This is a genomic window from Mycobacterium sp. 852002-40037_SCH5390672, assembly GCF_001665875.1.
Taxonomy (GTDB): Bacteria; Actinomycetota; Actinomycetes; order Mycobacteriales; family Mycobacteriaceae; genus Mycobacterium.
This window is the reverse complement of the sequence record NZ_LZTA01000081.1, coordinates 56,141-79,575: the sequence shown is the minus strand read 5'-3', so window position 1 is coordinate 79,575 and position 23,435 is coordinate 56,141. Positions and strand designations below refer to the sequence as shown.

The window sequence follows — 23,435 nt, the reverse complement described above, 5'->3', positions numbered from 1 at the left end:
ACACCAAATGCATATCGAAGCCAGGCTATTCGAAGTCATCGCCGGGTTTTTCATTGTGGTTGCGGTGCTCTATGGGGTGCTGACCGCGATCTTCGCGACCGGAGGTGTGGAGTGGGCGGGCACCACTGCGCTGGTGCTGACCGGTGGGTTGGCGTTGATCACGGCGACCTTTTTCCGGTTCGTTGCGCGCCGGTTGGACACCCGGCCCGAGGACTACGAGGGTGCTGAGATCAGCGACGGAGCAGGCGAATTGGGCTTCTTCAGCCCGCACAGCTGGTGGCCGATTCTGGTCGCGCTGTCAGGCTCGGTGACCGCGGTCGGCATCGCGCTGTGGCTGCCATGGCTGATCGCCGCCGGGGTGATGTTCATCCTGACGTCGGTGGCCGGCTTGGTCTTCGAGTACTACCTCGGTCCCGAGAAGCACTGATTCGCGGCAGATAAGGTCACAATCAGATCACGTGATCGCCTGCGCCGTTCGCCACGACGGCTTTGCCCCTTTGGGGTTCGGTAGTGTTTTGCCCAGGCAAACGAGAAGTTTCCCAGCGCGCCCGCAACGATGTGATCGCGGAATCTTGCGCGCAGGTGAGGCAGTCGAACAGGGTAGGCAAAGGCAGAGATGAGCGGGTCGAGACCCCCGGGATGGGATCCTGACGAACCCGACCCTGCCGACTCGATCAGCCACGAACCGGATTCCGGCGACGAACCGGCGGATGACCTGCAACCCGGCGCCGAAAGCGATGCCGAAAGCGAGCCGGAACCCTTCGAGGACAGCGCCGAACCGGCCGCGTCGAACCAGACCGATGAGACGGACGCATACTCGCGGGCCTACTCGGCCCCGGAGTCCGAGCATTTCATCAGCGGCCCCTATATGCCGGCCGATCTGCGGCTCTACGACTACGACGACTTCGACGACTCCTCCGACACTGACGACGAGCGCAGCACCGCGCGCTGGCCGTGGGTGGTGGGCATCGCCGCGATCGTGGCCGCGATCGCGCTCGTCGTCTCGGTATCGCTGCTGTTCGCACGCACCGATACCACCAAGCTTGCCAACCCCGGAACCACCACCGCTCCGTCCACGCCGCCGCTGCAGGACGAGATCACGACCACCAAACCGCCGCCCCCGCCGCCTCCACCACCCACGAGCGAACCGCCACCGCCCCCGACAGCAACGGAGACCCAGACTGTGACGGTGACGCCTTCTCTGGCACCGCCGCCCCCGCCCGCACCCGCTCCGGCGCCCCCGCCGGCGACGTCCACGGCGGCCGCGCCACCGCCGCCCACGACGCCGGCGGGTCCGCGGCAGGTCACCTACTCGGTGACCGGCACCAAAGCCCCGGGCGACATCATTTCGGTGACCTACGTCGACGCGTCCGGCCGGCGCCGCACGCAGCACAATGTGTACATCCCGTGGTCGATGACCGTCACCCCGATCTCGCAGTCCGACGTGGGCTCGGTGGAGGCTTCCAGCCTGTTCCGGGTCAGCAGGCTCAATTGCTCGATCACGACCAGCGACGGAACCGTGCTCTCGTCGAACAGCAACGACTTGCCGCAGACGAGCTGCTGATGGTCAGCAGATATTCGCCATATCGGCGCGGGGTGGGCGACGACGACACCATTGCGCCCGAGGTCATCGACCGCATCCTGATCGGCGCGTGCGCCGCCGTTTACCTGGTGCTGCTGGGTGTCAGCGTGGCGGCCGCGGTCGCCCTGGCGGATTTGGGCAGGGGCTTTCACAAGGCGGCCAGCAGCCCGCACACCACCTGGGTGCTGTACGCCGTCATCATCGTCTCGGCGCTGATCATCGCGGGCGCGATCCCCATCCTGTTGCGGGCCCGCCGGATGTCGCAGTCCGAGCCGGCCGCTGAGGCGATGACAGCGCCGGCGCGGGGGGCGTCAAGACCTTCGGTGGGGCTGGGGACCGGCGCCCCGCGCACCGGGACCGGGCGGGCGCAGCGGGCCACGGTGGAAACGGCGGCCCCGGCATCGGGCGCCGCGTGGTCAGGCGACGCGGTAGACCGAGTCTGGTTGCGCGGCACCGTGATACTGACCGGGACCATGGGTGCGGCTCTGATCGCGGTCGCGACGGCGACCTACCTGATGGCGGTTGGTCACGACGGCGCGTCTTGGGTCGGGTACGGGTTCGCCGGCGCAATCACGGCGGCGATGCCCGTGGTCGAATGGCTGCATATTCGCCAGCTGCGCCGCGTTGTCGCCGAGCAGTAGCCGCCGCGACGTCGGTCAAGGAAATGGGCGTCCAGGAAATGGACGGCGGGGTACCGCGCTACGCGAAGGGGAGTGTCCGCGTTCAGCGTGAAGGCTTGTGCGGCTAGGGGATTGGGCGGGCCCGCTGCCCGCCCGGGGCACAGTGAGAAGGCTAGGCGCCGCCCGCGTGAGGGCGGGCGGCGTCGTCACCGGCGCAAAGCGAGCTAGTGCTCGCCGCCCTCTCCGTTTGTCGAACCGTTTGTCGAACCGTTGAAGCCGTCCTGGTGTTCGCGCAGTGCGGTCAGGGCACGCTGCTCCGAGCCGTGCGCCGCCTCCCGCAATGCCGCGTCCTCGGACGCCGGATCGGCGAACAGGAAGCTACCGCTACCCGGAGATCCGGCTGAGCCCAGCTTGTTCATCTTCTTGGGCAGAGCCGCACCCTGGTACTCGAGCGGCAGCGGGTGGCCATGGTCGTCGACCGGGCCCAGCGGCTGGTGCAGCTCGATGTAGGCACCGTGCGGCAACCGCTTGATGATGCCGGTCTCGATGCCGTGCTCGAGCACCGCGCGGTCGCTGCGCTGCAGCCCGATGCACCACCGATAGGTGATGAAGTAGACGACCGGCGGAACGATCACCATGCCGATGCGCCCGATCCACGTCGTCGCGTTCAGTGAGATGTCGAACTTGAACGCGATGATGTCGTTCATCGCCGCGAGCGTCAGCAGCATGTAGAACGCGATCGCCATCGCGCCGATCGACGTGCGCACCGGCACGTCGCGCGGTCGCTGCAGCAGGTTGTGGTGCGCATAGTCACCGCTGAACCGCTTCTCCAGGAACGGGTAGACGATCAGCAGACCGAAGACCCCGCCCATGATCAGCGCCACCCAGACCGCCGCGGGAATGGTGTGGTGCCAGAAGTAGAACTCCCACGGTGGCCAGATGCGGGCCAGGCCTTCGGTCCACATCATGTAGAAGTCCGGCTGCGAACCGGCCGAGACGTGAGATGGCTTGTAGGGGCCCAGGTTCCAGATCGGGTTGATCTGCAGCAGACCACCCAGCAGGCCCAGCACACCGACGATCGCGGCGAAGAACGCGCCGGACTTGACCGCGAATATCGGCATCACTCGCACGCCGACCACGTTGTGCTCGGTGCGGCCGGGGCCGGGGAACTGGGTGTGCTTCTGGAACCACACCATGGCCAGATGCAGCCCGATCAGCGCAAGGATGATCCCCGGCAGCAACAGGATGTGCAGGGCGTACATCCGCGGAATGATGTAACCCGCTGTGGCGCATTCGCTTCCGACGCCACCGCAGGGGAAGTCACCACCGAATAGGGCCCAGTGCAGCCAGGTGCCGATCACCGGCATGCCCAACGTGATCGAGGACAGCGCGGCGCGCAACCCGATGCCCGACAACAGGTCGTCGGGCAGCGAGTAGCCGAAGTAGCCCTCGAACATGGCCAGGATCAGCAGCAGCGAACCGATGACCCAGTTGGCCTCGCGTGGCCGCCGGAAGGCGCCGGTGAAGAAGATGCGGGCCAGGTGCACCATGATCGACGCGGAGAAGATCAGCGCGGCCCAGTGGTGGACCTGACGCACGAACAATCCGCCGCGTACCTCGAAGGAGATGTCGAGGGTCGAGGCGAAGGCCTTCGACATGTCCACGCCGCGCAGCGGCTGGTAGGCGCCGTTGTAGGTGACTTCGCCCATGGACGGGTCGAAGAACAGCGTCAGGTACACACCGGTGAGCAGCAGCACGATGAAGCTGTACATCGCGATCTCACCCAGCAGGAACGACCAGTGCGTGGGGAAGACCTTGTTGAGCTGTCTGCGTACGGCGGCCGACGGGTGATAGCGCGTGTCGATGTCCTCGCCCTGGCGGGCCAAGACATCGCCGATCTTCGGGGGACTCAGTTTCGGACTCATGTTGTCGTCCTCTCCCAGAATGCCGGTCCGACGGGCTCGACGAAGTCACCGTTGGCGACCAGGTACCCGTTGGTGTCGATGGTGATCGGCAGTTGCGCCAACGCACGCGCGGCCGGCCCGAAAATCGGCTTGGCGAAGTGCAGCGCGTCGAACTGCGACTGGTGGCAAGGGCACAAGATCCGGTAGGACTGCTCCTCGTACAGCGATGCGGGGCAACCCAGGTGCGAGCAGACCTTGGTGTAGGCGAACAGCTCGCCGAAGTTGAAGCTCTCCTGGCCCTGTCGTTTGACCACGCGGCCCATGTCGGTGGGCCGAACCCGGATGAGCATCACCGGGTTTCGCACACCCTGGTTGATGGCCCGCAGCTTTTCCTGCGATTCCGGAGTCGTGCCGTCCCCGTCGGACTCCCGCCATGGGAAGACGGTTTCCATGCCGCCGGCGTCGAGGTCTTCGGGGCGCATCTTGATGAACGGCGACGTGGATGCGGAGCCGGTGGCGCGCGCCAGATAGATGGTCTCGCCGTGGTAGCGCGGGGTCCACCCGGACGTGAACAGCACGGCCTTCTTGCCGTCTGCGGTCTGCACGACCGGCTTCCACGGGTTCTTGATCAATCCGCCAGCAAAGGCGACCAGGGTGGACAGGCCGAAGGCGCCCAGGCCCATGCCCAGGGACAGACCGATCAGCTTGCGCCGCCCGACCGTCGAACCCTGATACGCGTCGCCCAGGTTCGCCGCCACCGTCTTGCGGTCGACGTCGCGCGACGCACCGTCGTGGCGGTCCTGGATCGAAATCTCTTCGGGAATAAAGCGTTTCTGGTACAGGATGACGCCGACCCCGATCGAAAGGATCGACATCCCGAAGGTCAGGCCGTAGAGCGGGGTGGCCAGGTCGTAAAGGAAGCTCCCGGCCTCCTCCTTGGGCTTGTACTCCCACGGCCAGAACACGAAAATCAGCAGCAGGGCGAGCCCGAAAAAGCCTCCCAGCAAAAGCCAGAGGGCGACGCCACGCTCGGCGCGCTTTTCGGCCTTGGTGCCTTCGATCGGCCAACGGGGTTCCTTGAACACCGTTTCGACACCGTCCAGCTTGCCGCCCAGCGTCACCAGTTCCTGCTGGCTCATGGCGGCCAGTGCCGCGTCGTCGGGCTCCCTCTCGCCGGCGCCGTGCGGGTTCCCGCCGGTGTCAGAGCCGCGACCGTCTCCCTGATTCAAGGCGTCGCTCATTTTGCGCCGCTCCTCCTCATCGCTTCGCTCTGCATCGTCTCGGCGCGGCTCACGCTCGTGCCCCAATCCACAGTGCCAGCCCGATGGCGGCGACCATCCCGATGATCCAGGCGGCCATACCCTCGGGTGCGGGCCCGAAGCCGCCCAGGCCGTAGCCGCCCGGCTGGCGCTCCTCGGTCACGGCCTTGATGTAGCCGATGATGTCCTTCTTGGCCTCAAAAGACAGCTGACGGTCGGAGAACTTCGGCATGTTCTGCGGACCGGTCCGCATCGCCGCCAGGATCTGCTGCTCGTTGGCCGGCTCCAGGTCCGGCGCGTACTTACCGGACGACAGCGCCCCACCCTTGCCGGTGAAGTTGTGGCACGAGGAGCAGTTCAGCCGGAACAGGTCGCCACCGCGTCCCAGATCCTGGCCGCGCAGCGAGTGCATCGCCAGGGAGCCGTCCGGGTTGCGCACCGTCGTGGGGCCGCCGCCGTTGGCCTGGACGTAGGCGCCCAGCGCGTCGACCTGTCCCTCGTCGAAGATCGGTTCCTTGCGCGGCGCCTGGGCTTCACCGGTCATCGCGGGCATCCGGCCGGTGGACACCTGGAAGTAGACGGCTTCCTCGCCGACGCCGATCAGGCTCGGACCGCGGTCCGGCACACCCTGCAGGTTGGCACCGTGGCAGGACACGCACGACGTGTCGAACAGCTGCTTGCCGGTGCGCAGCAGCGCCGAGTTCGACTCGTCGGCGACGGCCACCTGCGGCCGGGGGGTCAGGATGGCGGCCAGACCGCCGGCGATGGTCAGCGCGATGAGCAGCAGCAGGCCGCCGGACAGCCGACGGCGAAGGCGCCGTCGTGAGCGGTCACGCTGTCCGTTTGGCGGCTTGGCCGCACCGGATCGGGTAGATCCCAGTTTCTTCAACCGAGCACTCCTGTTCGTCCAGCGCCTGCTCATCGGATGAAATAGATCACGGCGAACAGCGCGATCCACACGATGTCGACGAAATGCCAGTAGTACGAGACGACGATGCTGGCCGTAGCCTGCGCCGGCGTGAACTTGCTCATCGCGGTGCGGGCCAGCAGGAAGATGAAGGCGATCAAGCCGCCGGTGACGTGCAGGCCGTGGAACCCGGTCGCCAGATAGAACACACTGCCGTAGGCGCTGCCGGGGATGGTGGTTCCGTGCGACACCAGGTGGAAGTACTCGTAGCCCTGGCCGCAAACGAAGAACAGGCCCATCAGGAAGGTGAGCACGTACCAGCGGCGGAGCCCGAACACGTCGCCGCGCTCGGCCGCGAACACCCCCATCTGGCAGGTGAACGACGACGCGATCAGCACCAATGTGACCGGGACGGCCTGGTACAGGTTCAGCTCGGTCGGCGGCGGCGGCCACTTCCCGCCCGATTGGGCGCGAGCGGTGAAGTACATCGCGAAAAGGCCAGCAAAGAACATCAGCTCGCTGGAAAGCCAAACGATGGTGCCGACGCTGACCATGTTGGGTCGGTTCAGCGAATGCACCCGCGACGTAATTGCAGTACCCGAAGTCCCGGCAGCGCTGGTCACATCCGCAAGTATGACGCTTTGTAGTTGTTGAACTCCACCCGGGGCGGCATTTGATGTCTGGCGCGCCGCGCCAGCCGGCGAAGCGGGCGGCTCGCGGCGACGGTTGGGGCTGCTGTGGTCCTCGTGGGACCATCGGCGGGTGGCTTTGTCATCCGAGGCTTCCCCTTCCGGCGCGTCCGGGGCGTCCGGGGCGTCCGCAACATCGTGGCCGCAGGTCCTGTCTCGGCTGACGGGCGGTCAGGACCTGAAGCGCGGGCAGGCCGCCTGGGCGATGGACCAGATCATGGCCGGCGACGCGAGCGCGGCCCAGATCGCGGCCTTCGCGGTGGCGATGCAGGTGAAGGTCCCCACCTCGGCCGAAGTCATCGAGCTGGCCGAGGTCATGCTCAACCACGCGTTGCCGATGCCCACCGGCGCCATCCGCGACGACACCGTCGACATCGTCGGAACCGGTGGCGACGGCGTCAACACCGTGAACCTGTCCACCATGGCGGCAATCGTTGCCGCGGCCGCAGGTGTGCCGGTGGTCAAACACGGCAACCGGGCGGCCTCGTCGCTGTCCGGCGGCGCCGACACGCTCGAGGCGCTCGGAATCCGGATCGACCTGGGCCCCGAAGAGGTTGCCCGCAGTCTCGCCGAGGTCGGCATCGGGTTCTGCTTCGCGCCGCTGTTCCACCCGTCCTACCGGCATACCTCCGCGGTGCGCCGCGAGATCGGTGTGCCGACGGTGTTCAATCTCCTTGGGCCGCTTACCAATCCGGCCCGGCCGCGGGCCGGATTGATCGGCTGCGCGTTCGCTGACCTCTCCGAGGTGATGGCGGGCGTGTTCGCCGCCCGCCGGTCCAGTGTGCTGGTGGTGCACGGTGACGACGGGCTCGACGAGTTGACGACCACCACCACCAGCACCATCTGGCGGGTGCAGGCCGGCACCGTGGACAGGCTGACATTCGATCCGGCCGGGTTCGGTTTCCCCCGAGCCGATCTCGATGACTTGTTGGGCGGGGACGCGCACGCCAACGCGGCCGAGGTGCGTGCGGTGATGGCCGGCGGCAAGGGCCCGGTGCGCGACGCCGTCGTCCTCAATGCCGCCGGTGCGATCGTCGCACACGCCGGGTTATCCAGCCGCGCTGAATGGCTGCCGGCGTGGGAGGAAGGGCTGGCCCGTGCCTGCGCGGCCATCGATTCCGGTGCGGCCGAACAGCTGCTCGCGCGATGGGTGCGGTTCGGCCAGCAGTAGAAGCCAACATGCCGCGTGCAAACCTTCGCGCCTTAGTGAGCAGTGGGGGACCAGCCCGTGACCCGGAGGGTGTTCCGTACCGGGGGAGGGTCATTCGCACGAGCTGGAGCAATCAGAGCCACTATCGACCGGCTCAGGCGTGAGTCGGATGCGGGACTCGTAGTCTCAATCGACGACGAGCGGGTGTACCTGGAACGGATGCGGTCCCTGATCAACCGCAGGACCCGCCTGGAGGCCCTTCCCGCCCGTTCGGCGGGTTGGATGACGGAGGAGACATCCGCTCCAGGCCAGTCTGAGTACTCCCTAGCACGCCGTAACGCCGGTTCCGTCAGAACTCCTTCGCCGTGTACCAGTCGATGATGGTGCCACCGAGTAACTCGGCGTCGTCCGGTAGCTCGTACGGGTCGAGCATGCTCCACAGCCGGTTGATGAGATTGGTCAGCATCGCGTGGCTTCCTTCGGTACCACAGGGAACAGATGCTCCGCGGTGTGCTCTTCCCAGGTAGTCGTCGGGACAAAGCCGTACCCGTAGCCGCACCGGCAGATGCCGGGGTATTCCCAGTTTGGGTAATGGTCGGTCAGGGTCCGAGCGACCCTGACTTGTAGCTCATTGAGCGTGCGAACAGCCTGCATAGGGCGCAGTTCTCCAAATCAGTTCGTTAATGGTTTGCGCCCGGAGCTGGAGCGAAAGCTTGTGTTGGTTACTACCCATCGGTGCGCCCGTTAATTCCGTATGTGGCGAACAGCACCCCATCGACCTCGCAACCCGTGCAGGTGGGCCCAGGAGGGATCAGGGCCGCCGGATGATGAATGAGGCGCTGGTGTCAGGCAGACGATGCCATGGTCGCTTTCAGCGTGGCGCCCTGCAACGCTGACCACCTCGTCGGAGCATCCACCTGCGGTGGTCTCCGAGAACCACCAATGCACCATCAGGCACACCTCCCTCACCAGTTTCATTTCTTGCGCGGGGGGTAGTGCAGGTAAAGGCGACGCGCGGGGCCGGCACCGTTTGCGCTGCCTAGCCCCCGGCAAGTCATGAAGCGGCTCCGGGGGCGCCTTATCGGCGTTCACACGCATGGTGCACGGTCTCGTTGTCGAAAGCTGCGGTGCTGTACGCCTCAACGGCATGTGTACCGGCGACGCACACAGCACAGGTGCGAGCTTGTAGTAGCGGGAACGGTCGGCGGACGGGTGCAGGGACCAGCGCAGATAGTTCCTGGCGCCCGCATCGGAGCTGGGTAATCACCTCAAGCCGGTAGGCGTCCTTGCGACGATGCCCTGTCCCGCCTTCGCGGTGTAATCATGTTTTGCACTGCCAGCAGGTCTGATTCCCGCAGGGCCTGCTCGCTGGCCAGGCGTGCCGAGCGCGCCGACGCGGCCCACGCCGACCAGGCGCCCGCCGCCCGCATCGGGGAAGCCCAACCATCCTCGGCGACCCGAACGATGCGCACCCCGGGCGTCGTCAACCAGCGCGTGATGAGCGCGGTCTCCTCGACGAGTGCGCCGCCCAGCGGGGACGGTGTAGGCAAAATCGATTGTGCCCCAGCAACTATCGCGTCGACGACCGGCACCGGCGGGACCCCGCGCCTGGCGCTGCCCGCCGCGGCGAGTTGGCCGTGGCGGATGACGGCCAGCTCATAGCCACCCTGCCCGTCGGGCGCGGCGGCGATCAGTTCGGGCAACGCGGCCAGGGCGCGCAGCCGCTGGCCGCGCCACAGCGTCTCGACCGCGGTGACGGTGCGGTCGCGCAGTCGCGCGGCGCTCTCGAAGTGATGCCCCTCGGCGAGCGCGCGGATCTGGTCGACGGCCGCCGTCAGGGCGCTGTTGTCCGCGCCGTCGACCAGCGCCGCGACCCGCGCCACGGCGGCGGCGTACTGGGTGGCGGTGACCTCACGCGCCGCCGGGCACGGCGACACCTCCGCCTCGGCACACAGCGGCCCGTGTAGCGCCGAGCGCCCCAGCCGGTTGGTGCAGGTGCGTAGCCCGGTGAACCGGGCCAGCAGGGCGGCCGTGTCGGCGGCGTCGGTGCGGGCGCGGAACGGGCCGACGGCGCGGTCGTGCCGCGGCGCCCGCACCACCGCCAGGCGGGGGAATGCCTCCTCGGTCAGCGCCACCCACCACCATCGGTGCGGGAACCTGGACCGCCGGTTATACGGCGGGGCGTGGGCGGCCAGCAACCGCAGTTCGCGCACGCCGGCCTCGAGGGCGTGCGCGCACTCGACGTGGTCGACCGCACCGGCCAGCGTGACCATCTCCTTCATGCGGCCCCGAGGATCGGCGCCAGTGAAGTACTGATTGACCCGTCGTCGCAGGTCGACGGCGGTGCCGATGTAGAGCACCTCGCCTGAGGGCCCGCGGAAGAGATACACGCCGGGCCGGCGCGGCAGGCCCTCGGCGAGCACCCGCTTGCGACGCTGGGTGGGTGTGACGTCCGGCAGGTAGGCGCGCAGGTCGGCGTAGGTGTGCACCCCCTGGTTGCCCACCCGCTCGATTAGGGCGTGCAACACGTCGACGGTGGCGCGCGCATCGTCGAGGGCGCGGTGGGTGGGTTGGGTGGCGACCGCGAACAGCCGCGCCAGCGAGGCCAGCCGCACGCTGGGTGCTTCCTCGCGGCTGAGCACCCGGCGGGCCAGCCGGACCGTGCACAGCACCTGCGGCCGTGGCCAGGCGATATCGCACTGCTGCGCCGCGGCACGCAGGAAGCCGACGTCGAAGCCGGCGTTGTGGGCGACCAGCACGGCCCCGTGGTCCAAGCCCGCGAACTCCAAAAACATCGGCAGCACCGCGTCGATGGCCGGTGCGTCGGTGACCATTGCGGTGGTGATGCCGGTCAGCTGCACGATCTGGGGCGGGATGCTGCGCCGCGGATCCACCAGGGTGGCGAACTCGCCGAGCACCACGCCGCCGCGCACCTTGACCGCCCCGATTTCGGTGATGGCGTCGGGAACGGTTCCCTCGGTGCCCTTGGTGCGCCCTCCGGTGGTCTCCAGATCCACCACCACGAAGGTGGTGTCTCGCAGGGAAAGCTCGTCGGGGGCGAACGGTGGCCCCACGTCGGCGAAGCTCAGCTGCGTCGCAACCCCGGAAGCCACGGCGGTGACGTTAAGGCCGCCGACCGACACCCGCGCGGCTCCCACGCCGGGTGCGGGGCCGCAACGCCGGGAACGGATACATGTCGGTGGCCGCGATTACCGTTCGGGCAGTCCGGCGTGATGTTCGCCCACCCACTTCGCCGGTCAGAGCGAGAGGACCGACCCCGATGGCACCAAGAACTGGACCTACCGACCTCGGCATGACGCCGCCGGAACCCGGGACGCCGGTGGTGATCGACTGTGACGAATGCGCGGTGCGCGGCCCCGGCTGCCGCGACTGTGTCATCAGCGTGATACTCGGGGTCCCGGATACTTTATTGCAGGATGAACGAGCGGCTTTGGAGGTTCTTGCCGAAGTTGGCTTGGCGCCGCGACTTCGTCTGGTCCCGATTCGTCGGGACCGCGGATCTGGTGTAGCTTAAACGCCTTGTCCCACAAAGATCCTCGACCACGCGAAACGATTCACATAGAAATGACAGGATTCTTTCTAACTTCTTAACCGCTCGCTTTGGACAAACGTCGATATCGTTTCGTAACCTGTTTGAGACCTAAACCAGCTCGCTCGGCGACCTATTCGTCGATGGCCGTTTAAGGAAGCAAATCTTGAGGCTTGAATCTAGGTACCCGGTTGCGCGTGTCCTGACACGTTTGGCCATAGGGACGCTAGCTGGCTTCGCGATCTTCTCCGGCGTCATGACCGCCCCGGCGTGGGCCGACCCGGCCGAAGACGCCACGGCAAAACTCAACGAACTGTCCCGCCAGGCCGAGCAGACCACTGAGGCCATGCACAGTGCCCAGCTCGATCTGAACGACAAGCTGGCCGCGCAGCGCGCAGCGGACAAGAAGCACAACGATGACCAGGCCGCGGTCGATGCGGCCAAGGCGCATCTGGCGTCGTATCAGGACTCGGTCAACAAGCTGGCCGCCGCCACCTACATGGGCGGCCACGTCGACGGCATGGAGGCCATCCTGACCGCCGGCTCGCCGCAGGGCCTGATCGACAAGCTGGCGGTGCAGCGCGTGATGGCCACGCAGATGGCCGGCCAGATGAAGAGCTACCGGATCGCCGGAGACCAGGCCGCCAAGGCCGAGCGGGAGTCCGCCAAGTCGGCCTCCGACGCCAAGAGCGCAGCCGAGCAGGCCGCCGCTGTCCGGGCGAGCCTGCAGTCCAAGCAGAGCCAGCTGCAGGTGCAGATCGCGGTCGTCAAGTCGCAATACCTTTCATTGACGGCCGATCAGCGCACCGCGCTGGCCAACCCCGGCCCGGCCGCGCCCGCCCCGGGCGCCCCGGCGCCGGACGCGGCGCCCCCGGGCACGCTTCCCGGACAGGCGCCGGGTGAGGCTCCGCCCGCCGGTGGAATGCCCGGCATGCCCGGCATGGCTCCCAACGGAGTCGGCGGCGGTGACCGCGCCACCGTCGTGCAGGCCGCGCTGACCCAGGTCGGTTCGCCCTATGTCTGGGGTGGCTCCGCGCCCGGCGGATTCGACTGCTCCGGCCTGGTGATGTGGGCATTCCAGCAAGCCGGCATCTCACTGCCGCACTCCAGCCAGGCGTTGGCCCACGGTGGCCAGCCCGTCTCGATCGGGGATCTGCAGCCCGGTGACGTGCTGACCTTCTATTCCGACGCCTCGCACACCGGCATCTACATCGGTGACGGCATGATGATCCACTCCTCCACCTATGGCGTGCCGGTCCGGGTGGCGCCGATGAGCGCCGGCGGCCCGATCTACGACGCTCGCCGTTACTAGACACCCCCGACCGCCCCGCCGGCGGCTCCCGATACTGCTGGCTTGGGTGTTCGTCGTCGAACTATTGGTGGCCGCGGCCGTGCCGTTCGACGCCGAACGGGAAAGCCGGATCCGGCCCGCACAGCTGGTCACGCCCGCCCCCAGCCAAACAAGTGCGTCGACGAGGTCGGTCACCGTTGGCGACCGCACCGTCCGGCTGTCGGGGCTCGGCGGGCCCGCCAGCGACCGGTTGTTGTCCCGGGTGGCGTCGAACATGGGCGCGGCGATCACCGCGGTGGAGTCGTTCTGGGGCCGCGACTGGACCCGCGAGATCTCGGTGGCCGCGGCCGGTACGGACGAGGAATTTCGCGCCGCCGCCGGCGGGGGACCGCCGGCGCAGTGGGCCGACATCGCGGCCGTGACCGTCGTCGACCGTCTGGATCCCGTTCACCGCGTTGCCCTCGGTCAGCGGATCGTGTTCGCGCCGGGGGCGGCCAACATGAGCGCCGCATCGTTGCGAATCGTCTTGGCACACGAGCTCTTTCACTATGCCGCGCGCGCCGACACCGTCGCGGATGCGCCCCGCTGGCTCACCGAAGGGGTGGCCGACTTCGTTGGCCGCCCGCCCACCCGGGTGCCCCCCGACGCGTTGCTACCCATGACGCTGCCCACCGACAGCGACCTGGACGTGCCGGGGGCGCAGCGCTCGTTGGCCTACGACCGTGCCTGGTGGTTCGCCCGATTCGTCGCCGACACCTACGGACCGCCGAAGCTGCGCGATCTCTACCTGGCCACCTGCGGCATCCGGCACACCGACATGACCGTCGCCGGCCAAGACGTGCTGGGCAGCAGCCCCGCGGACCTGCTGACGCGCTGGCATCAGTGGCTGACCCACTAGGGCGGCTCGCCCGGGTGGCCGCCGGCCGCCGCGGGCGAGCTCAGACCGTGTGCGGGGTTCGCATCGCCGCCCAGCTAGCCTGACGCAGGTGAGTCGGGTCCTGCTGGTAACCAACGACTTTCCGCCCCGCCCGGGCGGCATCCAGTCGTACCTCGGTGAGTTCGTCGGTCGGCTGGTCGACGCCGGGCCGCATTCGGTGACGGTGTACGCGCCGCAATGGAAGGGCGCCGAGGCTTACGACGAGGCCGCCGGTTATCGGGTGGTGCGCCATCCCGGCACGTTGATGCTGCCCGGTCCCGCGGTCGATACCCGGATGCGGCGGCTGATCGCAGAGCATGGCATCGACACCGTCTGGTTCGGTGCGGCCGCGCCGCTGGCGCTGCTGGCCGAACGCGCCCGCGGGGCCGGGGCGAGCCGGGTGCTGGCCAGCACCCACGGCCACGAGGTCGGGTGGTCGATGCTTCCGGTCGCGCGCTCGGTGCTGCGCCGCATCGGCGACGACACCGACGTCGTCACCTTCGTCAGCCGCTACACCCGTTCCCGGTTCGCGCCGGCGTTCGGTCCCAAGGCGTCGCTGGAATACCTGCCGTCCGGCGTGGACATCGGCCGGTTCCGGCCCGATCCGGCGGGCCGGGCCGAGTTGCGTGACCGCTACGGGTTGGGACAGCGGCCCACCGTGGTGTGCGTGTCGCGGCTGGTGCCGCGCAAAGGCCAGGACATGCTCATCAAGGCGCTGCCGTCGATCCGGAAAAGAGTCGACGGCGCCGCCCTGGTCATCGTCGGCGGCGGCCCGTACGAGGACTCGCTGCGCGCACTGGCTCGCGAGTGCGGGGTGGCCGACGACGTGACCTTCACCGGCGGCGTACCGGCCGCCGAGTTGCCCACGCATCACGCGCTGGCCGACGTGTTCGCGATGCCGTGCCGGACCCGCGGCGCCGGGCTGGACGTCGAGGGATTGGGCATCGTATTCCTCGAGGCGTCGGCGACCGGCGTGCCCGTCATCGCCGGCAAATCCGGGGGAGCTCCAGAGACGGTGCAGCACAACAAGACCGGGCTCGTCGTCGACGGACGCGAGGCGGACGAGATCGCCGACGCCGTCACCGAATTACTGACCGATCGGGACCGGGCCACCAAGATGGGCGCGGCCGGGCGGGAATGGGTGACGGCCCAGTGGCGCTGGGACAGCCTGGCGGCACGGTTGGGCGCGCTGCTCGGCTGAACGGTGCTCGGCGCGGGGGACGGCTAGTCCTTCTCGTAGATGGCCTCGATATCGGAGGCGAACTTCTCGGCCACCACGTTGCGCTTGACCTTCATCGTCGGTGTCAGTTCACCGGTGTCCTCGGTGAAATCGACCGGCAAGATGCGGAACTTGCGGATCGATTCCGCATGCGACACAGCCTGATTGGCGGCCTTGATGGCCGCGTCCACCTCGGCGACCAGGTCGGGGTCGGTGGCCAGATCGCCCACCGAGGCGCCGGCGCCCTTCTGGTTGCGTTGCTTCCAGCCGTCGAACGCTTCCGGGTCGATGGTGATCAACGCGCCGATGAACGGCTTGTTGTCGCCGACGACCATCGCCTGACTGATCAGCGGATGGGCCCGCAGCCGGTCCTCCAGGACCGCCGGTGCGACGTTCTTGCCGCCCGCGGTCACGATGATCTCCTTCTTGCGCCCGGTGATCTTCAAGAAGCCGTCTTCGTCGAGCACTCCGAGGTCGCCGGTCCTGAACCAGTCGTCGGTGAAGGCGTCGTCGGTGGCCTGCTCGTTGCGCCAGTAACCGCTGAACACCACACCGCCGCGCACCAGCAGTTCGCCGTCGTCGGCGATGCGCATGCTGTTGCCGGGCACCAACGTTCCGACGGTGCCGATCTTGACATTGCCGACCTGGTTGACGGTGATCGCCGAGCTGGTCTCGGTCAGGCCGTAGCCCTCATGGATGGTCAGACCCACGCCGCGATAGAAATGCCCCAGGCGCGAGCCCAGCGGTGCTCCGCCGGAGACCGCCGCGTGGCAGTCGCCGCCCAGCGCGGCGCGCAGTTTGCTGTACACCAGCCGGTCGAACACGGCGTGCTTGGCGCGCAACACCGGCCCGCGGCGGCCACGGTCCTGCGCCTCGCTCCAGTCGACGGCGGTTTGGACGGCCGTCGCGAAGATCCGGCCCTTGCCGTCGTTCGAGGCGTTCTGCTCGGCGGTGTTGTACACCTTCTCGAACACCCGGGGGACCGACACCACCACGGTCGGTTTGAACACGGCGAACAACGGCACCAGGTTCTTGATGTCGCTGGTGAACCCGACGGTGACCTTGTTGGCGAACGCGGACAAGGTGAGTGCGCGCGCCAGCACGTGAGCCAGCGGCAAAAAGATCAGCAGCCGCTGCCCCTCGTCGAGCAGCGTCGGCAGGCTCTCCTTGGCACCCCGGGTCTCATACAGCAGGTTCGAATGCGTCAGTTGGCAGCCCTTGGGCCGCCCGGTGGTGCCCGAGGTGTAAATGAGCGTCGCCGGATCCTGCGCCCGCAGCGCCTCGAGACGCGCGGTCAGCTCGGCCGGTTCCACGGCAGCGCCGGCCTCCACGAGCTGGTCGAGGGCCTTGGGACCCGAACCGTTGATGTGCAGCACCCGGCGCAGCGCGGGCAGTTCGGCGGTCAGCTCGGTGACCATCGCCGCGTGTTCGTCGGTCTCGGCGAACGCCAGCACCGCCTCGGAGTCCTGCAGCACCCAGCGCACCTGCTCGGCCGACGACGTCTCATAGATCGGCACGGTCACCGCGCCCACCGACAGGATCGCCAGGTCGAGGATGGCCCATTCGTAGCACGTGGCCGAGAAGATGGACACCCGGTCGCCGGCCTGTACACCCAGGGAGATCAAACCCAGTGCGGCGGCGCGGATCTGATCGGCCGCCTCGCCGCAGGTGACATCGGTCCACTCACCGTCGATTTGACGTTGGTAGATGACGAAGTCGGGGTCATCGCGCTCGTGTTCGAAGACCATCGCCGCGACGTTGTCTTCTTCGCCGACGGAGAAGCGGGCGGGGACGCTGTACTCACGCACTCTGATGACCTCGATTGACCTCGTGGAGATTCCCGGGCGCCGGGTTGTTGTTGACCAGCCTAATCCGCGCGTTGACCCAGCACGGCCGGAGTGGGTCGGGGCGGGACCGCGATTGCCCGTGACGACGACCGGCCCGCCCTCGGCGGGCCGCTGCGGGCCGGTGTGTGAAGCTGTGATCATGAACAGCATCCAGATTGCGGATGAGACGTTCGTCGCCGCCGAGGGCGCACGGGTGGGCGCCGCGGTCGCCGATCCGTCGAGCTGGCGACGCTGGTGGCCGGACCTGCGGCTGCAGGTCGTCGAGGATCGCGGGGAAAAGGGCATCCGGTGGTCGATCACCGGGGCGTTGACCGGGACCATGGAGATCTGGCTGGAACCGTCGCTGGACGGCGTCGTGCTGCACTACTTCCTGCACGCCGAGCCGACCGGGGTGGCGGCCTGGCAGCTGGCCAAGCTGAACTTGGCGAAGATGACACACCGCCGTCGGGTGGCGGGCAAGAAAATGGCGTTTGAGGTCAAGACGACACTGGAACGGTCACGTCCGGTCGGAGTTTCTCCGGTAGTTTAGCCGGGTCAGGGCCGGGCACAGAGTACCGTGTCGGACCGAGGCCCGCGGGGTCCCCACATTCGGAGGGGTCGATCCGTTCGCGGGAGAGAGGGCAGCAACCAGGTGGCGGAGAAGACGACGCAAACCATCTACATCGAAGCCGACCCGGGCACCGTGATGCAGGTGATCGCGGATATCGATTCCTACCCGCAGTGGATCTCGGAGTACAAGGAAGCCGAGGTCCAGGAGAAGGACGCCGACGGCTACCCCAAGGTTGCGCGGATCGTCATGGACGCCACGGTAATCAAGGACACGATGGTGATGTCCTACGAGTGGCCCAAGGATCGCCAATCGGTGAGCTGGACCCTGGTGTCGAGCTCGCTACTGCGTTCGCTTGAAGGTTCGTATCGTTTGGCCGCCAAGGGATCTGGCACCGAAGTCACCTACGAACTCTCCGTCGACCTGGCCATGCCGATGATCGGCCTGCTCAAGCGCAAGGCCGAGCGCCGGTTGACCGACACCGCATTGAAAGATCTGAAGAAACGAGTCGAGGCTGAGTGAGTCCGTTGCGCCTGCCCCGGCCCGGATCAGCCTTTTCGTCGGCAAAGGCGGGGTAGGGAAATCCACCCTGGCTTGCGCCACCGCCGTCGGTGCCGCAAGCGTTGGGCAGCGAGTGCTTGTGGTCTCCACCGACCAGGCGCACTCGCTGGGTGACGTACTGGGCGTCACCGTCTCGCCGAGTCAAGGCGAACTGGTGCGGGTGCTCGCCGACGACCCGGAGGCCGGCGGCGGGTTTCTCGACGCGCTGGCATTGGACACGCTGGCCCTACTCGAGGTCCGATGGCATGACGTCGTCGCCACCTTGGACCGTCGCTTTGCTGACTCTGAATTGAGCACCATTGCGCCCGAAGAACTTTCGGCCCTGCCGGGCGTTCAGGAGGTGCTGGGCCTCTACGCCGTGGGTGAGCTGGCCCGGTCCGGGAACTGGGATCGGGTGGTGGTCGATTGCGCCTCGACCGCCGATGCCCTGCGGATGTTGACGTTGCCCGCCACCTTCGGGCTGTATGTCGAGCGGGCGTGGCCGCGGCATCGCCGGCTGTCCGTCATGGCCGACGACGCCCGGTCTGCGGCGGTGGTCGAACTGCTCGAGCGGATCAGCACTCACGTGGAGTCGCTCAGCGCCCTGCTCACCGACGGCGATCTGGTCGGTGCGCACCTGGTGCTGACCCCCGAGCGGGTGGTCGCCGCCGAGGCGGCCCGAACGCTGGGGTCACTGGCCCTGATGGGGGTGCGCGTCGAAGAGCTGATCGTGAATCAGGTTCTGCTGCAAGCTGACTCGTACGAGTACCGCAACCTGCCCGAACACCCGGCGTTCTACTGGTACACCGAACGCATCGTCGAGCAGCAGGGTGTCCTCGACGAGCTGGACGCCACCATCGGTGACGTGGCGCTGGTGATGACGCCTCACCTGTCGGGCGAGCCGATCGGCCCCAAGGCGCTGAGCGGGTTGCTCGACGCGGCGCGGCGGCGGGGCGGCGCGGCGCCGCCGGGCCCGCTGCGGCCCACCGTGGACCTCGAATCCGGGACGGGATTGGGGTCCATCTATCGAATGCGGCTAGCGTTGCCGCAAGTCGATCCGTCGGCCCTGACATTGGGCCGCGTCGACGACGACCTGATCATCAGTGCCGGGGGATTGCGGCGCAGGGTTAGGTTGGCATCAGTACTTCGGCGGTGCACGGTGCTGGACGCACACCTGCGGGGTAGCGAGCTGACGGTGCGTTTTCGACCAGATCCGGAGGTGTGGCCGAAGTGAGTGGGGTTCATTCCGACATCGGTCCGGAACTGCGCAGGCTCGCCCAGACGATCCTGGACGGCATCGACCCCGCGGTGCGCGCGGCGGCGGCGCTGACTGCCGGCGCGGGCGTCGGCACGGGCAAGTGTCAGCAGGTGTGGTGCCCGGTGTGCGCGCTGGCCGCGTTGGCCAGCGGAGACCAGCACCCGCTGCTCACCGCAATCGCCGACCACAGCGTCGCGTTGCTCGACGTGATCCGCAATATCCTCAACGACATCGACCGGTCCGCCAAGCCGACACCGGAACCGCCGCCAGACGGAACACCCGGCGGTGGGCCCGGCGAGCCGGGCGATGCCAACGGCGCCACGTCGCGGACCCGGTATCAGCCCATCCCGGTGACGCTCGAAGAGTGAGCGGACTGCGTCGCAGGTGGTCGGTTCGGGTGGGGATGGGTACAGTTGGCGCAGAACATCAGCGGTGAAGCGCCAGAGGGAGGGCCATGTGGTACTGGCTGTTCAAGTACGTGCTCCTCGGCCCGCTGCTGTCATTGCTGGGGCGGCCGAAAGTTGAAGGCTTAGAACACGTTCCGAGCTCCGGTCCCGCGATACTGGCCAGTAACCACTTGGCGGTGATGGACAGCTTCTACCTTCCGTTGGTGGTGCGTCGCCGAATCACGTTCCTGGCCAAGTCGGAATATTTCACCGGCACCGGTTTGAAGGGCTGGTTCCAGCGGTGGTTCTTCACCGCGGTCGGCCAGGTGCCGATCGACCGCACCGACGCCGACAGCGCCCAGGCCGCGCTGAACACCGCGCAGCAGGTCCTGAGCCAGGGCAAGTTGTTGGGCATGTACCCCGAGGGCACGCGGTCACCGGACGGCCGGCTGTACAAGGGCAAGACGGGCCTGGCGCGGCTGGCGCTGGAGACCGGTGTTCCGGTGATCCCGGTCGCGATGATCGGCACCAACGTCGTCAACCCGCCCGGGACGAACATGTTGCGGTTCGGCCGGGTCACCGTCCGCTTCGGCAAGCCGATGGACTTCTCCCGGTTCGAAGGACTGGCCGGCAACCGCTTCATCGAACGTGCCGTCACCGACGAAGTGATCTACGAGCTGATGGGGCTGTCCGGCCAGGAATACGTCGACATCTACGCGGCGAGCCTAAAAAAGGGCGGTGACGGCGACACGGCCGACGGCGAGGCCGTGCGGATCCCCGAGACCGCCGCCGGTTAGCCGACGGCGGTAACCGGCGCCAACCGCTGCGGAGCCGCATCCCGCGAAAGTCCCCGGGCGCGGACGGTGAGTCCGACCGTGACGAGGACCGCCAGCGCCCACCACACATAGGACATCCCGGCAAGCTGACGCCACCAGACCGCGCTGGCCTCGTGATGCTTGGGAAGCAGGTCGATCGGCGACCAGCGCATCAGCGCCACCCCGACAGCGCTGATCACCATCAGCGCCGCATTGCGGCGCCGCCAGCCCAAGATCCCCGTCACCAGCACCGCCGGCAGTACCCAGACCCAGTGGTGCGACCAGGACACCGGCGACACCACCAACCCGAACAGCGCGACGCACACCAGCGCAAGCGTCGGTTCGTCGGCGCGCAATGCCCGTCGCAACGCCCAGACCGTCACCGCCAGCACCAGCAGCGATGCCGCCACCCAGAGCAGGGAGCGTTCCTGCTGTCCCAGTCCCAGCCGGGCCAGGGCACCGGCGATGTTCTGGTCGGTGTTCAGCGTCGCGGCGCCGATCCGGTCGGTGTGATGCAGGGTGTGCGTCCAGTACTCCCACGAGTCGTTCCAGGCCAGAACGAAACCGAGAAGCGTCGCCCCCACAAAAGACGCCAGCGCGATCAGCGCCGCACGGTTGTCGCGCCGCAGCAGGAAATAGAGCAGGAACACGGCCGGGGTCAGCTTCAGTGCCATGCCCAGGCCCAGCAGCAGGCCGCGCGGCCACGGCGTGCGCCGCGGCACACAGTCGGCGATCACTAGCGTCATCAGCACGACGTTGATCTGGCCGAAGGCGAAGTTCGAGCTGATCGGTTCCAGCCAGATCGTCGCGGCCGCCGCGGCGACGATCGCCAGCCACCACCGGCGCAGCCAGGCCGGGCCGGGCAGCCTCGGCGAGGCGCTCCACACGTCGAGGCGGGTCAGCACGATCACGGTCGACACGACCAGCAGCACCAGCGTCAACGCCGTGATCGCGACGCTGGCGGAGGGCATGTGCATCCAGGCGAACGGGCAGAACACGATGGCGGCCAGCGGTGGATAGGTGAACGGCAGATCCACGATCGGGGTGTGGAACAGCACGTCCCCGCGGTACAGCGGGTGGCCGTCCATCCAGGCCCGGGCCCCCATCTGATAGACGTCGATATCGATGCGATAGGGCGTGTGCCCGAACAGCTGCCACGTCGCATAACTCAGCACCGCGGCGGCCACCAGCCAAGCCAGCCCCCACAGCGCCCACCCGTGTCGATTGCCCACGCCGGGCGCCTGCCGTGTACTCATGTCGCACAACAGCGTAATGGGTGCCCGGGCCCCGACCCGCCTGGTGCAGCGCGGCTCCCACGGCACCCACGCAGACAGGCGTACGTTTCAAGGGTGCTCCATTCGTTCGTGGCCGAGGTGACCCGATGGTTTGCACACGACGTCTACGACCGCGGTCACCTGCCGTTACTGTGCTGCCTGGTCGCCTTCCTCCTGACGTTTTTCGTCACGCGAACATTCGTGCGTTTCATCCGGCACCGCACCACCGAGGGCCGGCCCCCCCGGTGGTGGCATCCGCGCAACGTCCACGTCGGGGGAGTACACATCCACCACGTGACCTTCGGGGTGGTGCTGACCCTGCTTTCCGGCTTGACGCTGGTCACGTTGTCGATCGACGGCCAGGAGCCCCAGTTCACCCTTGCCGCAACCTTTTTCGGGATCGGCGCCGCCCTGGTTCTGGACGAGTACGCGCTGATCCTGCACCTGTCCGACGTCTACTGGTCCGAGGACGGCCGCACCTCGGTGGACGCGGTGTTCGCCGCGGTGGCCGTCGCCGGGCTGTTGATCATGGGTCTGCACCCGCTGATGTTCTTCCTGCCGATCTGGCACGGCGCCGACTCGGCGGTGCTGCGGGCCGTGGTGGCCAGTGCCATGGCCTTGACGTTGCCGCTGGCCGTCGTGGTGGTGCTCAAGGGCAAGGTGTGGACCGGCCTGCTGGGCATGTTTTTCGTCGTCCTGCTGGTCATCGGCGCAGTCCGGCTGTCGCGGCCGCACGCCCCCTGGGCCCGGTGGCGATACTCCACGCAACCGGACAAGATGCGCCGCGCGCTGCAACGCGAGCGGACGCTGCGCCGCCCGGTGGTGCGGGCCAAGCTGTACTTGCAGTGCGCGATCGCCGGCACACCGCGGATGCCCGACGAGCGCACGGTCGACGCCACGCTCGACCACGAGATCCACCCCGCGCCGGCGCCCACCGGGCCCATCCTGATCAGTCGATAGTCCGCGGCCCGCTCGCCGTCGCCGGCCCCGGACTGATGGACCGGCTTCTCACTCGCGCCGTTCCGGCGCTCGCCGTCGCCGGCCCCGGACTGATGGACCGGCTTCTCACTCGCGCCGTTCCGGCGCTCGCCGTCGCCGGTCTAGGCTTCCCCGGGTGCGGTATTTCTACGACACCGAATTCATCGAGGACGGCCGCACCATCGAACTGATCTCGATCGGGGTCGCCGCCGAAGACGGCCGCGAATACTACGCGGTGTCCACGGAATTCGACCCCGAGCGCGCCGGTCCCTGGGTGCGCGCCAACGTGCTGCCCAAGTTGCCGCCCCCGGCCTCGCAGCTGTGGCGCTCCCGCCGGCAGATCCGGGAGGACCTGGAGGAGTTCTTCGGTGTCGGCGGCACCGAGCCGATCGAACTGTGGGCGTGGGTGGCGGCCTACGACCACGTGGCCCTGTGCCAGCTGTGGGGCACCATGCCGGAGTTGCCGCGGTCGATACCCCGTTTCACCCGCGAACTGCGCCAACTGTGGGAAGACCGGGGCAGCCCGCGGATGCCACCGCGGCCGTCCGACGTGCACGACGCGCTGGTCGACGCGCGCGACCAGCTCCGCAGGTACCGGCTCATCACATCCGGGGAGTGAGGCGAAGGGGCGGGATACGGCCATCGAGCCGCGTTCGCGCAGATCAGCTCTGACCAGCGACGCCCGCACCCCAGTTACGATGGA

At 67.8% G+C, this 23,435-nt stretch carries 22 protein-coding genes; 15 read left to right on the top strand and 7 right to left on the bottom strand.

Annotation, left to right across the window (positions count from 1 at the left end):
* Positions 1 to 7: 7 nt before the first annotated feature.
* From A5782_RS14480 to A5782_RS14470, 3 genes are all read left to right on the top strand, one after another.
* Complete coding sequence (locus A5782_RS14480; RefSeq protein ID WP_067101044.1) at positions 8 to 427, top strand: cytochrome c oxidase subunit 4; 420 nt, start codon at positions 8 to 10, stop codon at positions 425 to 427.
* A gap of 189 nt (positions 428 to 616) precedes the next feature.
* Complete coding sequence (locus tag A5782_RS14475) at positions 617 to 1,564, top strand: MmpS family transport accessory protein (protein ID WP_067101041.1); 948 nt, start codon at positions 617 to 619, stop codon at positions 1,562 to 1,564.
* The gene (locus A5782_RS14470) at positions 1,564 to 2,223 is read left to right on the top strand and encodes a DUF2561 family protein (RefSeq protein ID WP_067101038.1); all 660 of its coding nucleotides are present in this window, start codon (positions 1,564 to 1,566) and stop codon (positions 2,221 to 2,223) included. Before A5782_RS14475 ends, A5782_RS14470 begins: the two co-directional genes overlap by 1 nt.
* Positions 2,224 to 2,426: 203 nt before the next feature.
* Here the strand turns inward: A5782_RS14470 and A5782_RS14465 are convergent, their stop codons facing one another.
* The 4 genes from A5782_RS14465 to A5782_RS14450 form a co-directional block, all read right to left on the bottom strand.
* Entirely contained in the window at positions 2,427 to 4,127 is a 1,701-nt protein-coding gene (locus A5782_RS14465; RefSeq protein WP_067101035.1) for a cytochrome bc complex cytochrome b subunit, read from the bottom strand.
* The gene (locus tag A5782_RS14460; RefSeq protein ID WP_067101258.1) at positions 4,124 to 5,335 is read right to left on the bottom strand and encodes a ubiquinol-cytochrome c reductase iron-sulfur subunit; all 1,212 of its coding nucleotides are present in this window, start codon (positions 5,333 to 5,335) and stop codon (positions 4,124 to 4,126) included. Before A5782_RS14460 ends, A5782_RS14465 begins: the two co-directional genes overlap by 4 nt.
* A gap of 61 nt (positions 5,336 to 5,396) precedes the next feature.
* The gene (locus A5782_RS14455; protein WP_067101032.1) at positions 5,397 to 6,254 is read right to left on the bottom strand and encodes a cytochrome c; all 858 of its coding nucleotides are present in this window, start codon (positions 6,252 to 6,254) and stop codon (positions 5,397 to 5,399) included.
* Positions 6,255 to 6,283: 29 nt separating this feature from the next.
* The gene (locus A5782_RS14450) at positions 6,284 to 6,895 is read right to left on the bottom strand and encodes a heme-copper oxidase subunit III (protein ID WP_067101029.1); all 612 of its coding nucleotides are present in this window, start codon (positions 6,893 to 6,895) and stop codon (positions 6,284 to 6,286) included.
* A 139-nt stretch (positions 6,896 to 7,034) separates the two neighbouring features.
* On the opposite strand from A5782_RS14450, the gene trpD reads away from it, so the two are divergent.
* On the top strand, positions 7,035 to 8,132 hold the full coding sequence (gene trpD / locus A5782_RS14445; RefSeq protein WP_067101026.1) for an anthranilate phosphoribosyltransferase: 1,098 nt from the start codon (positions 7,035 to 7,037) through the stop codon (positions 8,130 to 8,132).
* Positions 8,133 to 9,379: 1,247 nt separating this feature from the next.
* Here the strand turns inward: trpD and A5782_RS14440 are convergent.
* Positions 9,380 to 11,254: a DEDD exonuclease domain-containing protein gene (locus A5782_RS14440; protein WP_369815626.1), complete on the bottom strand. Its 1,875-nt coding sequence runs from the start codon at positions 11,252 to 11,254 to the stop codon at positions 9,380 to 9,382.
* 137 nt (positions 11,255 to 11,391) lie between these two features.
* Between A5782_RS14440 and A5782_RS25550 the strand changes: the two genes are divergently transcribed.
* From A5782_RS25550 to pimB, 4 genes are all read left to right on the top strand, one after another.
* On the top strand, positions 11,392 to 11,646 hold the full coding sequence (locus A5782_RS25550) for a hypothetical protein (RefSeq protein ID WP_197694227.1): 255 nt from the start codon (positions 11,392 to 11,394) through the stop codon (positions 11,644 to 11,646).
* A gap of 181 nt (positions 11,647 to 11,827) precedes the next feature.
* Positions 11,828 to 12,973: a peptidoglycan hydrolase RipC gene (gene ripC / locus A5782_RS14435; RefSeq protein WP_067101023.1), complete on the top strand. Its 1,146-nt coding sequence runs from the start codon at positions 11,828 to 11,830 to the stop codon at positions 12,971 to 12,973.
* 46 nt (positions 12,974 to 13,019) lie between these two features.
* Positions 13,020 to 13,850, top strand: coding sequence for a DUF4157 domain-containing protein (locus tag A5782_RS14430; protein ID WP_067101020.1), 831 nt, complete (start codon positions 13,020 to 13,022; stop codon positions 13,848 to 13,850).
* A gap of 88 nt (positions 13,851 to 13,938) precedes the next feature.
* Positions 13,939 to 15,069, top strand: a complete 1,131-nt coding sequence (gene pimB, locus A5782_RS14425; RefSeq protein WP_067101017.1) for a GDP-mannose-dependent alpha-(1-6)-phosphatidylinositol monomannoside mannosyltransferase — start codon at positions 13,939 to 13,941, stop codon at positions 15,067 to 15,069.
* 23 nt (positions 15,070 to 15,092) lie between these two features.
* Here the strand turns inward: pimB and A5782_RS14420 are convergent, their stop codons facing one another.
* Positions 15,093 to 16,895: a long-chain fatty acid--CoA ligase gene (locus A5782_RS14420; RefSeq protein ID WP_067101014.1), complete on the bottom strand. Its 1,803-nt coding sequence runs from the start codon at positions 16,893 to 16,895 to the stop codon at positions 15,093 to 15,095.
* Between the two features lie 178 nt (positions 16,896 to 17,073).
* Here A5782_RS14420 and A5782_RS14415 point away from each other — a divergent pair, with 178 nt between their 5' ends.
* The 5 genes from A5782_RS14415 to A5782_RS14395 all read left to right on the top strand — a co-directional run bounded on the left by A5782_RS14415 (position 17,074) and on the right by A5782_RS14395 (position 20,462).
* A complete protein-coding gene (locus A5782_RS14415; protein ID WP_067101012.1) occupies positions 17,074 to 17,463 on the top strand; it encodes a polyketide cyclase / dehydrase and lipid transport in 390 nt (129 codons plus the stop codon).
* A 102-nt stretch (positions 17,464 to 17,565) separates the two neighbouring features.
* The gene (locus A5782_RS14410) at positions 17,566 to 18,003 is read left to right on the top strand and encodes an SRPBCC family protein (protein WP_066995794.1); all 438 of its coding nucleotides are present in this window, start codon (positions 17,566 to 17,568) and stop codon (positions 18,001 to 18,003) included.
* Entirely contained in the window at positions 17,996 to 19,255 is a 1,260-nt protein-coding gene (locus tag A5782_RS14405) for an ArsA family ATPase (RefSeq protein ID WP_082942928.1), read from the top strand. Before A5782_RS14410 ends, A5782_RS14405 begins: the two co-directional genes overlap by 8 nt.
* Positions 19,252 to 19,647 (top strand): hypothetical protein, encoded by a 396-nt coding sequence (locus A5782_RS14400; protein WP_067101255.1) that lies wholly within the window; start codon positions 19,252 to 19,254, stop codon positions 19,645 to 19,647. The genes A5782_RS14405 and A5782_RS14400 overlap by 4 nt, the downstream gene beginning before the upstream one ends.
* Positions 19,648 to 19,733: 86 nt before the next feature.
* Positions 19,734 to 20,462: a 1-acyl-sn-glycerol-3-phosphate acyltransferase gene (locus A5782_RS14395; protein WP_067101006.1), complete on the top strand. Its 729-nt coding sequence runs from the start codon at positions 19,734 to 19,736 to the stop codon at positions 20,460 to 20,462.
* Here A5782_RS14395 and A5782_RS14390 read toward each other — a convergent pair.
* A complete protein-coding gene (locus A5782_RS14390) occupies positions 20,459 to 21,736 on the bottom strand; it encodes a glycosyltransferase 87 family protein (RefSeq protein WP_067101003.1) in 1,278 nt (425 codons plus the stop codon). The genes A5782_RS14395 and A5782_RS14390 overlap by 4 nt on opposite strands.
* A gap of 108 nt (positions 21,737 to 21,844) precedes the next feature.
* Here A5782_RS14390 and A5782_RS14385 point away from each other — a divergent pair, with 108 nt between their 5' ends.
* Positions 21,845 to 22,714: a hypothetical protein gene (locus A5782_RS14385; protein ID WP_369815630.1), complete on the top strand. Its 870-nt coding sequence runs from the start codon at positions 21,845 to 21,847 to the stop codon at positions 22,712 to 22,714.
* Between the two features lie 154 nt (positions 22,715 to 22,868).
* Positions 22,869 to 23,351: a polyadenylate-specific 3'-exoribonuclease AS gene (locus A5782_RS14380; RefSeq protein WP_067100996.1), complete on the top strand. Its 483-nt coding sequence runs from the start codon at positions 22,869 to 22,871 to the stop codon at positions 23,349 to 23,351.
* Positions 23,352 to 23,435: the final 84 nt, after the last annotated feature.